Origin of the sequence: Cupriavidus sp. HPC(L), from assembly GCF_000307735.3 — a bacterium.
Classification (GTDB): Bacteria; Pseudomonadota; Gammaproteobacteria; order Burkholderiales; family Burkholderiaceae; genus Cupriavidus.
On the sequence record NZ_AMPR02000223.1, the window covers coordinates 60,009 to 72,949 of the forward strand.

Annotated in this window: 12 protein-coding genes; 7 read left to right on the plus strand and 5 right to left on the minus strand. The window is 62.3% G+C overall.

Annotated features, from left to right (window positions below; all coding sequences use genetic code 11):
- Positions 1-33 precede the first annotated feature (33 nt).
- Both B551_RS13655 and B551_RS13660 read left to right on the plus strand, forming a co-directional pair.
- Positions 34-1,281, plus strand: a complete 1,248-nt coding sequence (locus tag B551_RS13655) for a molybdopterin-dependent oxidoreductase (RefSeq protein ID WP_043439543.1) — start codon at positions 34-36, stop codon at positions 1,279-1,281.
- Positions 1,282-1,288: 7 nt separating this feature from the next.
- Positions 1,289-1,642 (plus strand): cytochrome c, encoded by a 354-nt coding sequence (locus tag B551_RS13660; protein WP_023264317.1) that lies wholly within the window; start codon positions 1,289-1,291, stop codon positions 1,640-1,642.
- Positions 1,643-1,699: 57 nt separating this feature from the next.
- Here the strand turns inward: B551_RS13660 and B551_RS13665 are convergent, their stop codons facing one another.
- Together B551_RS13665 and B551_RS13670 are read right to left on the minus strand one after the other, a co-directional pair.
- A complete protein-coding gene (locus B551_RS13665) occupies positions 1,700-2,605 on the minus strand; it encodes a LysR family transcriptional regulator (protein WP_006576962.1) in 906 nt (301 codons plus the stop codon).
- Positions 2,606-2,777: 172 nt separating this feature from the next.
- Positions 2,778-3,551 carry an SDR family oxidoreductase gene (locus tag B551_RS13670; protein ID WP_023264318.1) on the minus strand — a complete coding sequence of 258 codons (774 nt, stop codon included), beginning with the start codon at positions 3,549-3,551 and terminating at the stop codon, positions 2,778-2,780.
- A 577-nt stretch (positions 3,552-4,128) separates the two neighbouring features.
- On the opposite strand from B551_RS13670, the gene B551_RS13675 reads away from it, so the two are divergent.
- Both B551_RS13675 and B551_RS13680 read left to right on the plus strand, forming a co-directional pair.
- Complete coding sequence (locus B551_RS13675; protein ID WP_083492598.1) at positions 4,129-5,547, plus strand: hypothetical protein; 1,419 nt, start codon at positions 4,129-4,131, stop codon at positions 5,545-5,547.
- Positions 5,548-5,555: 8 nt separating this feature from the next.
- The gene (locus B551_RS13680; RefSeq protein ID WP_006575673.1) at positions 5,556-6,200 is read left to right on the plus strand and encodes an SMI1/KNR4 family protein; all 645 of its coding nucleotides are present in this window, start codon (positions 5,556-5,558) and stop codon (positions 6,198-6,200) included.
- 72 nt (positions 6,201-6,272) lie between these two features.
- Here B551_RS13680 and B551_RS13685 read toward each other — a convergent pair whose 3' ends face one another.
- The 3 genes from B551_RS13685 to B551_RS13695 form a co-directional block, all read right to left on the minus strand.
- Entirely contained in the window at positions 6,273-7,574 is a 1,302-nt protein-coding gene (locus B551_RS13685) for a sodium:proton antiporter (RefSeq protein ID WP_006575674.1), read from the minus strand.
- Positions 7,575-7,651: 77 nt separating this feature from the next.
- Positions 7,652-9,160: a sensor histidine kinase gene (locus tag B551_RS13690; RefSeq protein ID WP_253281356.1), complete on the minus strand. Its 1,509-nt coding sequence runs from the start codon at positions 9,158-9,160 to the stop codon at positions 7,652-7,654.
- Positions 9,090-9,764, minus strand: coding sequence for a response regulator (locus tag B551_RS13695; protein ID WP_023264320.1), 675 nt, complete (start codon positions 9,762-9,764; stop codon positions 9,090-9,092). Before B551_RS13695 ends, B551_RS13690 begins: the two co-directional genes overlap by 71 nt.
- Positions 9,765-9,907: 143 nt before the next feature.
- Here B551_RS13695 and B551_RS13700 point away from each other — a divergent pair, with 143 nt between their 5' ends.
- From B551_RS13700 to B551_RS13710, 3 genes are all read left to right on the plus strand, one after another.
- On the plus strand, positions 9,908-10,885 hold the full coding sequence (locus tag B551_RS13700) for a tripartite tricarboxylate transporter substrate binding protein (RefSeq protein ID WP_006575677.1): 978 nt from the start codon (positions 9,908-9,910) through the stop codon (positions 10,883-10,885).
- An 87-nt stretch (positions 10,886-10,972) separates the two neighbouring features.
- On the plus strand, positions 10,973-11,416 hold the full coding sequence (locus B551_RS13705; protein ID WP_023264321.1) for a tripartite tricarboxylate transporter TctB family protein: 444 nt from the start codon (positions 10,973-10,975) through the stop codon (positions 11,414-11,416).
- Positions 11,413-12,918, plus strand: a complete 1,506-nt coding sequence (locus B551_RS13710) for a tripartite tricarboxylate transporter permease (RefSeq protein ID WP_006575679.1) — start codon at positions 11,413-11,415, stop codon at positions 12,916-12,918. Before B551_RS13705 ends, B551_RS13710 begins: the two co-directional genes overlap by 4 nt.
- Positions 12,919-12,941 lie beyond the last annotated feature (23 nt).

Genomic DNA, 12,941 nt, shown 5'->3' on the forward strand with positions numbered 1-12,941 from the left:
GCCATTCAATATTCGAAAGACGAGGAGACTTGAATGGGGGACCAGCATAAGCGCAGCGTTACCGATCCAAGCCGCCGCACCGTCATCAAAAGCGGTGCGGCGCTAGCGGTTCAGGGAACGCTCGGCCTGGTGGCACCGACCGTGTTCGGAGCGACGCGGACCAGGGAAATGCCGTTCGACAACGGCCACCGCCAGCTGATCGCATTTCCGCAGAAGCGCCCGCTGATTCTGCTGACAAGCCGGCCACCGCAGCTGGAAACACCGTTTGAAGTGTTTCGCGAAGGCGTGATCACTCCCAATGACGCATTCTTCGTGCGCTATCACTGGAGCGGCATTCCCACGGATATCGATCCCGCCAGCTATCGCCTGAAGATCGATGGCCATGTCGGCAACGCGATGGAGCTGTCGCTGCGGGAATTGCGCAAGATTGCCGATCCCGTCGAATTGGTCGCCGTCAACCAATGCTCGGGAAATAGCCGGGGATTCTCCGATCCACGCGTCAATGGCGGTCAGCTTGGCAATGGCGCGATGGGCAATGCCCGCTGGACCGGTATTCCGCTGCGGGCGCTGCTGGAAAAGGCAGGCATCAAGCCCGGCGCGGTACAGGTCAGTTTCGATGGACTGGACCGCCCTCCGTTGGAAACAGGACCCGACTTCGTCAAGGCGCTGACCGTCGATCACGCGATGGATGGCGAAGTCATGCTGGCCTGGGCGATGAACGGCAAGGACCTGCCCATGCTGAACGGCTACCCGTTGCGCCTCGTCGTGCCTGGGCACTACGGTACGTATTGGGTCAAGCATCTGTCCCACATCCAGGTACTGGATAAGCCGTTCGACGGATTCTGGATGAACGCCGCCTACCGGATTCCAGCCAATGACTGCGCTTGCGTCTCGCCGGGGACCGCGCCCACTAGCACCGTTCCGATCGGCCGCTTCAATGTGCGCTCCTTCATTACGAGCCACATGCAGGACAGTGTCGTCCCGATAGGCCGGGACGTCATCGTCAAGGGCATTGCGTTCGACGGCGGGCACGGCATCCAGGACGTCGCATTTTCCGACGATGGCGGCGCCAGCTGGCGTGCGGCGTCGCTTGGCAAGGACCTGGGCCGGTATTCGTTCCGGGAGTGGACCATTGCGTTCCGTCCTGACAGGAAGGGCACCTATGACCTGCGGGTTCGGGCAAAAAGCCGGTCCGGCGAGATGCAGCCTCTGACGGCGAACTGGAATCCCGCTGGATATATGCGCAACGTGGTGGAATCCACGCGCGTCATCGTCAGGTGAGGGCGCCATGAAAAGAACGACATTGCGTTCCATCGTTGCTGCGCTCATTGCCTTCGCAGCAACATCGAGTGCGACAGCGCTCGGAGTCAAGCTCCCTCAGGAAACGGCCATGTACCAGCCCAGTACCCTGCCGGGATACGCGCTTGCGCTGCAAAATTGCATGACCTGCCATTCCGCGCAATATGTCTCGACGCAGCCCGTGACTTCGTCGCGGACCTACTGGGAAGCCACCGTCAAGAAGATGAAGAAGCCGTTCGGCGCCCCGCTGAAAGACGAGGACATACCGGCGATTGTCGATTACCTCGTCAAGACCTATGGGGCCGAAAAAGGGGAGGGCGTTTCCTCGACCGTGAAAAAGTGAGGCGATGCAGGTGCGAGTGCAGGTGGTTCGCGGCGCGATCGTGGCGCTTCTCCGGTCTCACCCCTGGAGATGCGGATGGATCAGCTCCTCGAACCACTCGATAAACGCGCCGACGCGGCGCGATCGATGGCCGCGATGCGGATAGATGAGCGAAATCGGCATCGGAGGCGGACGGAATTCGGGCATGACTTCCACGAGCCTGCCTCGGTCCAGCAGGTGCTGTACGTCGAAACGCGGGATCTGGATCAAGCCAATTCCGGCGGTGCAGCAGGCGATATAGCTTTCGGCATTGTTGACGACGAGGCGGCTCGGAATCGTCGCATGATGCAGCGTGCCGTGCGACATGTATTCCCATGGCAACTCGCGTCCGGTGGTCGGCGAGGCATAGCCCACCGCCCAGTGGCCTTGCGAAAGATCGCCGGGATGCGCCGGCATGCCGTATTCGTGCAGATAGTCCGCGCTGGCGCAGTTGATCAGGGTCAGCATGCCGAGCCGATGCGCCACCAGGCTGCTGTCCTGCAGCGTCCCGACCCGGATCGCGCAATCGACGCCTTCACGTACCAGGTCGATCGCGCGGTCGGTCGACCCCATGACCAATTGAAGCCTGGGATATCGCCGCAACAGGTTGCGCAACGCCGGCGCGACCAGACGCCGTGCGATGCGGCTCGGCATGTCCACATGCAGTCTTCCCGAGACGGCGCGCTGGCTGGCGCGAAACATCTGGCCGATGTCGTCGGCCTCGTCAAGAAGCGGGCGAACGCGATCGAGCAGCAGCACGCCGTCGGCGGTCAATTGCACCTGCCGCGTGGTGCGGTGCAGAAGGCGGACGCCAATGCCCTGTTCCAGCTGCTGGATGGCCGCCGACACCGTGGTGCGCGGCAGATCCAGCGCATGCGCGGCCTTGATGAAGCTGCCCATTTCCGCCACGCGGACAAAGACGCGGTATTGATCCAATCGGTCCATACGATTTCTTCCGTTGCCCGCCATGCTACGGCATCGACCGTCGTACCGGGAGCCGGGGCGCAAGAAAACGGCCTGCTCATGCGCCGATGGAATCGGGCGCACGCAGGCCGTAAATGGGGGTACGGGGAATCAGGAGAGAATCCGCGGCGAACGTCGTCAAACCGCCGACCGCTTACTTCGTGGTGTAGCCGCCATTGATCAACAGGGTCTGACCGGTGATCCACCAGCCGTCACTGACGAGATGGCGGATAAAGGGAACCACGTCTTCGATATCGGTCAGGCCGGTCGCCGAGAACGGGGACAGCGCCGCCGCGGTCTTGTGATAGGCGACCGCGTCCTCGCCCTCTGCGGGATAGAAGAACGGGGTATCCATCGGCCCCGGCCCAACCGCGGTTACCGAGATACCGCGCGCGCCGAACTCCTTGGCGGCGGCCCGCGTGAAATGCTCGACTGGCGCCTTGGTGCCGGCATAGGCGGAATAGAAGGGTGTAAATGCGCCCAGCAGCGAAGTCACCAGCGTCACGATCTTGCCGTTGTCGTTGACGTGCCGACCGGCCTCCTTCAGAAAGAAGAAAGCGGACTTCGCGTTGACCGCGGCCATCTCATCGTATTCGGCTTCGCTGACCTCGAGGATCGGCTTTTTCAATACCTTGCCCACCGTATTGATGGCGATGTCCGGCCTGCCCACCGCGGCCACCGTATCGGCGAACAGTTTGCCGACCGCAGTCGCACTGCCGAGATCGCCCTGGAACGCAACGGCCCGGGCTCCGGCGCGCTCGATCGCCGCCAGTGTCGCTTCGGCATCGGCCTGACTGGCCGCGCTGTGGTAGTGGATGGCCACGGCCTTCGCGCCTTGCTCGGCGAGGTCGCGGGCAATCAAGCCGCCAAGGTTCTTTGCGCCGCCCGCAATCAGGACGGTCTTGTTCCGGATCGAATGGTGTGCCATTGCGGTCTCCCGTGCGTGTCGAGGGGACCAGTGTAGGCGGCAAAACAGTGGGAAATTGAGAGGGCGCGTTGGGATGGACTATCCACGAATTGCGGACAATGCACCGCACATGCGAATTCCAGATCGCGACCCACGCGGAGTCTTCAGAAGGGGCATTTGGCAAAAGACAGTTTCTTATTGCCGACGTAGTTTCATTCTCCTCCCGGCGGGGAACAAGGCCGTCGCGTCGCCGTGCGGCTGATCCGGGCGCCGGCTCCAGTGATCTGACCGAAACATCGCTACACGATAAAGGATTGCATTTATATCCCTCTTTCGTATGGGGATGGATTCCGTTTGCTGAATTTCAGTTGACGGAAAAAGTTAGGAGGGAATTAGCATAAATAAGAGAAAATGCCTTTGATCAAATACATCGGCAAGCCATTCTTTTAATCCAGATGGAAGTTTGTTTCATCCGTTGCTTCGAGCGATTCCAAATTATCCAGTGATATTCTTGCGCCGCATTTGGTGCCAAGTCTGTTGTCAGGAACGGTTGTGTGCACGACGGCCGTGGGGATAAAACGAATTTGGAAAACAGCTCATGCGCTCACGGAGCCAATGGTTTGCTTTTGATTCCCGCGCCGCAACGCTTGCTGCGGCTACCCTTGTTGCTTTGATTGCCGGCTGCAAAGGAGACGGTGCACCGGACGCCAAGGCAACCCTTTCCACACAGGAGCCGATGCTCCGACCCGCTGCGGTAGTCCAGGTCGACGTGCCTGCCATCACTCAGGACAAGTGCCAGAACGACGCTGACTACATTTTCATGAGCGAGGACACCTCGAGCGACAATCAGCAGCTTGCATTGGTGAACCGGCATGTGGACTGCCGTTCGGGCCTGAGCGACCAGTTCGACCTCTACGTCGAGCTCAAGGAAAAGGACGGCGTCTACAGCTACGCCAATCCACAAGTCGATGGGACCGGTGACGTCATCGGCGATTCGATCGGAACGGTCCGCTTTCGTACCAAGATGAGCGTCTATGGTCCCTACAACCGCCTCAGCAAGCGCGTGGCCGTGAGCGTCAAGGCGGAGGGATTCAACCCTAACCCTGAGTACAAGGGACCCGTCAAGCAGCCACTCATCAAGGTCATGCCGATCTTTGCCTGCGGCGAATCCCAGGAGGTCTCGGGCTACACGCCGGAATGCACCGTGGCTGGCAGCCCTCTGAGCGTTCCCTTGAATGGCGGGGAGGTCAGTAGCGAGTACACCATCACCTTCAATTGGGTTCAGACCGCCGAATTGAAGCGGGACGCGCTGACTTTCCCGGTCAAGTTCGACACGTTCGCCTTTGCGCCCGATGGTGCATCGTCCCAGAGCGCCTATGGGCAGACCATCTCGTTCTATCCACGGCTGGACTCGTCGGGTATCCTGCTACGCTGCGACCGCGGGGTTGCGTACAGCGGAGATAACGGCTGCGTTTTTCCCCAAGCCGCCGCCGTGCTTACCGTATCTTCGCCTGGGGCAGAGGAGTATGCGGCTCACATCATGGAAGCCCAGACTGCTGGCGCTCCCGGCAAGTTTCAGATGAAGCCCGGATTTCGGGCCATTGCTGACGACTCAGTACGTGGGACTGGCCTCGTACTACAGCGGACGCAGATACCTATCATGAACGTTGCTAACCGATACGCCTCGTGCGGGAGCCCGAGCTCGCTTATCGTTCAAAATCCCAGGGCAAGCAGCTCATGCTCCCCAACAGGCGGTGTGCCCACGTGCCAATGCGACGAGTATCCCTTTGCCAGTACATATCAAGGGGCTTTCGAGATGCCATCGACCACTTCTGCGAAATACATTCTTGCGGCACATAACGGAAAAGGGGGAACCGACCTCGGAACGTTCTACCGGCAGGAGCGTGTTATTGATCTCTCCTATGAGACTGGTCAGGCTGGAAGCCGCTTGGACCCGTATCCAGCATTCGTTCGCGAGTATGGTGGCGATGCGTTTTGGGTCCATGTAACACCGTGAGCTAGCAAATGAACACCGCCGTGGTACAACTATGGAAACGCCTGGACTTGCTGTTGCGGGAGCGTGCTGCGCCGATGTACACGATCCTGCTGCCGCCAGCGCATTCTTCCGATTTCGAAGCACTGGAGCAAACTCTGAATCTGAGGTTGCCGGACGACGTACGCCAGTGTTATTCGTGCCACGGTGGCCAGCACTTCCAGGACTGGAATTCTCTCGCTTTCTTCCCATTCCTCTACTGGCATGATTTGGACCGCATCGGACAAGATATGGCGTTCCTGTCGACGCTGCGCGAAGAGGGCATCGCATCTGACGGCAATGCTGACATGTGGTTCCAGCCGGACGATTCTATTCGTGCGAACCAGGCCGTTCGTTTCGACTATTGGAACCCGAAGTGGATTCCCATTGCGAGAAGCGTGACCGGCGTAAGGATGTTTATTGATTTGGTGCCTGGACCGATTGGTACGGTGGGGCAACTTGTCTTGTGGATGCCCGACAGTGGCGATGGAAGGTATGTCCTGGCACCAAGCCTTCCGGCTTATCTATCCGACATGGCGGACGCACTTGAGCACGGCTGGCTGCGCTTGTCAGGGAAGGAATGGTGGGATTGCATCCTGAATGGACCGTCTGGGGATAAATGGCCGCGGAAAACTTAGCAGGATTCCCAACCAATGAATACCAATGTCGCATCGCTGCGCACTACTGGCATGATGTTGCGCAGAGCCACGTCACCTCCGGACCCGCTGGTACATCGCCATCAGTGGCGTGGCGGTCGAACCATGCAGCACTATCGACACGACGACCGTGCACAAGGTGATCTGCAGCAGTAGGTCGGCCTGCGCCATTTCGGGGGCATGGGCGAGCGAATAGGCCAGGTAGTACAGCGAGCCGATGCCACGGATGCCGAACCATGCGGTAAGCCGCCGTTGCGCCGGCCGCAAGCCCATGCCGGCCGTGGAGAGATAGACCGAGAGCGGCCGGATCAACAGGATGAGCAGCAGGGCGCAGCCCAGCGCCGGAACGCTGAACGTCGCCCGAGTCAGCATGGCCCCGATCAGAAGCGTGACGCATAGCTCCGCCAAACGCTCCACGTCGAGGGAGAACGCGGATACGGTCTGCGTGAGATACGCCGCGGCCTTGTGCTCGTGAGTGGCGACCTGTTCGAGACCCTTTATGGGGACGGTACCGAGCACTTCGTCCGGCGGCGTGTTCGGGTTTTCGTCGCGTTCCACCTGGCGCATTGCCACCCCGGCCGCAAACACCGCCAGGAAGCCATACGTGCTCGCCGATAACGCGGCGCCATAAGAGACGCCGATCAGCCCCAACGTGAAGAAGCTCTCCAGCCCGACAGCCTCATGAAAGCGCATGCGCAAGGCAAGAATCGTCTTGCTGGCCAGCAGGCCGAGCGCGGCGCCGATCGCGAGGCCTCCTACCGTTGCCCAGATCAGGTCGACGGCAATCCATCGCGTCAAACCGGGGCCCAGCTGGTGATGGCCGAGCAGGCCCAGGCCAAGCATCACGAAGGGAAATGCCGTGCCATCGTTGAGGCCGCCTTCCCCGGTCAAGCTGAAACGAACGATGTCGCGGTCTTCGGTGTCCTCCATTTGCACGTCGGAGGCGAGCACGGGATCGGTGGGCGCAAGGATGGCGCCGGCAAGGACCGCGACGCCGAGCGGCAGGCCGAGCCAACCGACCCCTACCGCGCATACCCCGGCGATGGTGAGCAGCATCGCCACACTGGCAAGCTGGACCGGCAATCGCCATATCCGATATGACATGCGCACGCGCAAGCGCAGCCCGACGCCGAACAGCGAGATCAGCACGGCGATTTCAGTGACGATCTCCAGCGCGGCGACGTGGTCCGGATCGTGGAGATCGAGCAAGATAAGCCCGGCGCCAACCGGTCCGAGCGCCACGCCAAACAGCAGGTATAGCGCCGAAGGGGCGATCGGCATCCGTTTCACAACCGAGCCGATGAGGCCCATCGTTACCATCAGCCCACCGATTACCAGCGCCCAGATCGCGAACATCGTGACCTCCCGGCCAAGCGGTTCGCCAGCGCCGGGCGCAATATTCGACTCGCCCGTACGCAGCTATCCGCACCCAATCAACTTAGGCGAAGTTGGGCGATAGACGCAATGCCGGGCGCGGGGGCGGCGGGCAATTCGATCCGGACCCGAAGTCCTCGTCCATCGGGCCCGTCCTCCAGCAGTACCCGCCCGCCATGCGCCTCGCAAATCTGGCGCACGATAGCCAGGCCCAGACCACTGCCCGGCTGTGCCACGTTACCCAGGCGCGCGAATCGATCGAAGGCCTTGTCCCGCAGCGCCGGTGCAATCCCCATGCCGCTGTCGTCCACCAGAACCAGGTGCGTGGCGGTGCCGGCAATCACCGTCACTTCCACCCGTCCGCCCGCCGGCGTGTATTGCACGGCGTTGTCCAGAACGTTGGCTAGCATCTCGCGCAGCATGCCCTCGTCGCCATTGACGTAGGCCTGCGCCTCGTCGCGAGCGATCAGGCCAAAGTCCAGCTGCCGGTCGCGTGCGGCCAGATACCACTCGGCCGACACCGTCCTGCATAACGCCGTCAGGTCGAGCGGATGTGCCGCGGCGCCAGCGGCAGAATGCGGCGGCTGGGCATCGCTGCGTGCCAGCGTCAGCAGCTGGTTGGTCAGCCTGATGGTGCGGTCGATTGCGTCCCTGATCTCGCGCCATTCCGGCTTGGCCTGATAGGTGCGCACGGCATGGTCTGCCTGAGTTCTGACCAGTGCCAGCGCGGTGCGCAATTGATGCGAGGCGTCGTCGAGGAACTGCGATTGCCGCGAGATCATGGCGCGCAGGCTGTGCAGATAGCCGTTCAGCGACGCGAGCAGGGGATGGACTTCGCGCGGCAGCTCGGGGACGTCGATGGGGTCCAGACTGTCGGCGCCGCGGGCGCGCAGCGTTTCCTCGATGTTCTTCAGCGGTCGAAGCGCGACATGTACGGCCAGCGCGATCAGCGCAATCGAGGCGGCAATCAGCAGCGCTTGCTGCCACAGCGTGGTCGCCAGCAGCCGCATCGCCATATCGTCGCGCATTTCCAGCGTTTCGCCGACCTCGACCAGAGCGATACCGCCATCGCCAGCGCCTGCCACCGGTTGCCACAACGCCGCGACACGCAAGGGCGTGCCGAGATAGTCGGTATTGTAGAAATGCACGAGAGCAGGGTAGTCGTCGCTGCGCGGCACATCGTTGGGCATCGCGGGTAGATCGCGATCGCCGGAGACAAAACGCCCGGCCGGATCTCGCACCCGGTAATAGATGCGGCCGCGCGTATCGACCTGGAAGGTATCCAGGGCAACGTAGGGAACGTCGACCACGAGCTGCTCGTTGCGATAATCCAGCCGTTCGGCGATGGCGCGCGCGGAGGCCAGCAGCGTGCGGTCATGGGCCTGGTTCGCTTCCGCCAATGCCGTGCGATACGACGTGAAGGCGGTAAAGAGTCCTACCGCCACCAGTGGAATGGTCAGGCGCCACAGCAGACGCCGGCGCAGACTGTGCCGCCTGTCAGCCGTCGCCATGGTTCGCTTCGAGCAGGTAACCGATACCCCGGACGGCGGTAATCGTCGTCTTGCCATTGCGCAGCTTCTTGCGCACGCGCGACACGTAGAGCTCGATGGCCTCGGGATTGACTTCATCGTCGAGCGAGAACACCCGTCCCAGCAGGCTTTCGCGGGTCACGACCCGGCCCGCGCGAATGAACAGGGCCTCCAGCACCGCATGCTCTCGCCGCGACAGCGTCAGCGGTTCATCGCGCAGCAGAAAGGCGCGCTCGACCGAGTCGAAGGCGAGGTCGCCGAAGCGCGTCACGGGCTGGCCACCATGGGTGCGACGCAACTGCGCCTTGATACGCGCGCTCAATTCACCGAGGTCGAAGGGCTTGGCGATATAGTCGTCCGCGCCCAGGTCCAGGCCCTTGATGCGGTCGGCAACTTCGGTGCGGGCCGTCAGGATCAGAATGGGCGCGCCGATGCCGCGAGCCCTCGCAATACGCAGTACCTCCAGGCCATCGATGCCCGGCAATGACAGGTCGAGCAGGATCAGGCCATAAGGTTGGTCCTGCAGCATCGACAGAGCCGTTTCGCCATCGGGGACATGATCGATATCGAATCCGTCCGCCCGCAGGGATTTGACCATCCAGGCTGCCAGCTCCTGATGGTCCTCGATCAGCAATAAACGCATGGAATAGGGTAAACGCTAGGCCGTGACAGTCGCAATGACAGGCTTGCGACAGGATCGGGCTCTACGATACGGCCAATCGCGCGGAAGTCAATTCGTGTTCGCGCGCCATAACAACGACCACAACGACCGGACCAGGAGACCCTATGACCGCCGTTCCCAAGCTTGTTGCCGCCGTGCTCGCGACCGGTTTGCTGCTATCGACCAGCGCGCAAGCCCAGCCATCGCGACCGGAATGCATTGCGCCCGCCAAGCCGGGAGGCGGATTTGACCTGACCTGCAAGCTCGCACAGAGCGCGTTGCAGGACGCCGGGCAGCTGAAGTCCCCAATGCGCGTCACCTATATGCCGGGCGGCATCGGTGCGGTCGCCTATAACGCCGTGGTGGCGCAGCGGCCGGCCGATGGCCAGGCCATCGTCGCGTTCTCCAGCGGCTCGTTGCTGAATCTTGCGCATGGCAAGTTTGGCAAGTACGGCCCTGACGACGTCAAGTGGCTGGCCGCCATCGGCACGGACTACGGCATGGTCGCGGTCGCGGCCAACTCGCCATACAAGACGTTGAAAGAGTTGATGGCCGCGATGAAGGCCGATCCGCAGAAGGTGGTGTTTGGCGCCGGCGGCTCGGTCGGCAGCCAGGACTGGATGAAGGCGGCACTGGTGGCCAAGCAGGCCGGCGTCGAACATCGCGCGATGCGTTACGTCGCATTCGAAGGCGGCGGAGAGGCCATCACCGCGTTGCTGGGTAACCATGTGCAGGTCGTGCCCGGCGATATCGGCGAAGTCGCCGGCATGCTCGAGGCCGGCAAGATTCGCGTGCTCGCGGTGCTGTCGGACAAGCGGCTGCCGGGCAAGCTGTCGGGCATTCCGACCGCGAAAGAGCAGGGCTTCGATGTGCAATGGCCGATCGTGCGCGGCTTCTATATGGGGCCGAAGGTGCCGGACGCTGAATTCCAATGGTGGAGCACCGCGTTCCGGACCTTGCTGGCTTCCCGCCAATTTGGCGAGGCGATCGACGCGCGTGGCTTGTTCCCGTTCGCCAAGACCGGTCCGGAGCTGGACGCCTATGTCAGGGCCGAGGTGTCCCGTTATCAGACCCTGGCGCGTGAATTTGGCCTGCTGAAGTAGGCCGGCAAGCGGCCTTTGCCGGGCGCATGCCGCCCGGCATTCCTCCTGGCGCCGCGTTCGCGGCCCTTCCAATACGCCGAGACATCGATGAATAGTGATCGCGTTTTCGCCATCGCGTGGCTGCTGCTGAGCGCCGCCGCCGCGTGGGTGGCCACCGGCTTTACCGCCGAGTTCAGTTACGAGCCGGTCGGCCCGCGGGCATTTCCGCTGTTGCTGTGCGTGCTGATGGCACTGTGCAGCGTCTGGTTGCTGCTCTTCCCGGGAACCAGGGTGGCCTGGCCAGAGCGCCGCGGCGTCATCCGGCTCGCCATCATGGTGCTGACCTTGCTGGCGTATGCGCTGGTGTTCCAGTGGCTTGGCTTCGCCATTGCCACCGCCTTGCTGACGATCGTGCTGGGCCGGCTGTTCGGCGGCGGCTGGCGGGCCTGCGTGGCAACGGGGGCCGTCATGGGCATCAGCCTGTTCTTCCTGTTCGATCGCTGGCTGGAAGTCACGCTGCCGATTGGCTCCCTGATCGAGGGTCTGCTATGAGTGCGTTCGAACATCTGCTGCATGGCTTCGGCATCGCGTCGCAATGGTCGAACCTGCTGGTCGCGGCCATCGGCGCCTTTATCGGAACGCTGGTCGGCATGCTGCCGGGGCTGGGCCCGATCAACGGCGTCGCCATTCTGCTGCCGCTGGCGTATGCGATGAAGCTGCCCCCGGAGACCGCGCTGATTCTTCTCGCGGCGGTTTACATGGGATGCGAGTATGGCGGCCGCATTTCGTCGATCCTGCTGAATGTGCCGGGCGACGCGGGTGCGATCATGACCGCGATCGACGGCTACCCGATGGCGCGCAAGGGGCTGGCCGGCGTGGCGCTGTCCATCTCGGCATGGAGCTCTTTCGTGGGATCGGTGATTGCCACCATCGGCCTGGTGATATTTGCGCCGGTGCTGGCCGACTGGGCGGTCGCCTTCGGTCCCGCCGAGTACTGCGCGCTGATGGTATTTGCCATCGCGTGCCTGGCCGGCATGGTCGGCGACAAGCCGGTGCGCACGCTGCTGGCGGCATTGATCGGTCTGACCCTGGCCACCGTCGGCGTGGACGCCAATAGCGGCGTGTACCGTTTCACCTTCGACAACGTGCACCTGTCCGACGGCATCCAGTTCATCGTCGTGGTCATCGGCTTCTTCTCGGTCAGTGAGTTGATGTTGATGCTAGAGCAGCATACCGAAACGGGACAGCAACTGGTCAAGAACACCGGCCGCATGATGTTCAACGCCCGTGAAGCCGCGCAGACCTGGTGGTGCACGGTACGTTCGTCGGTCATCGGCTTTTTCGTCGGCGTGCTGCCGGGGGCGGGTGCCACCATTGCCAGCGCGATCACCTATATGACGGAGAAGCGCATCTACGGCGGCAACGGGACGTTCGGTCATGGCGATATTCGCGGCGTGGCAGCACCCGAAGCCGCCAACAACGCCTCGGCGACCGGCTCCTTCGTGCCGATGCTGACGCTGGGTGTGCCGGGCTCCGGTACGACCGCCGTGATGATGGGCGCGCTGACGCTGTACAACATCACGCCCGGCCCGATGCTGTTTACACAGCAGCCGGATATCGTCTGGGGACTGATTGCGTCGCTGTTTATCGGCAACGTGATGCTGCTGGTGCTGAACATCCCGTTGGTCAATCTGTTTGCGCGGGCACTTTCCACGCCGATGTGGATGCTGGTGCCGGCCATCGCGGCAATCAGCGCCATCGGCGTCTACGCCGTGCATGCCACCACCTTCGATCTGGTGTTGATGACGGTGCTCGGCGTGTTCGGCTACATCCTGCGCAAGATGGATTTCCCGATGTCCGCGCTGATCCTCGGCTTCGTGCTGGGCGAAATGCTGGAACAGAACCTGCGCCGCGCGCTGTCGATTTCGAATGGCGACGTGGCGGTGCTGTGGTCGAGCCCGATTTCGGCGGGCTTGCTGGCGGCGTCGATCACGATGCTGATTGCACCGTTTCTTGTCCGGCGGTTGCGCAGTGTACGCAGGCAAGCGGCGTAAGGCCTGGAACGTTCCAGAGGAGA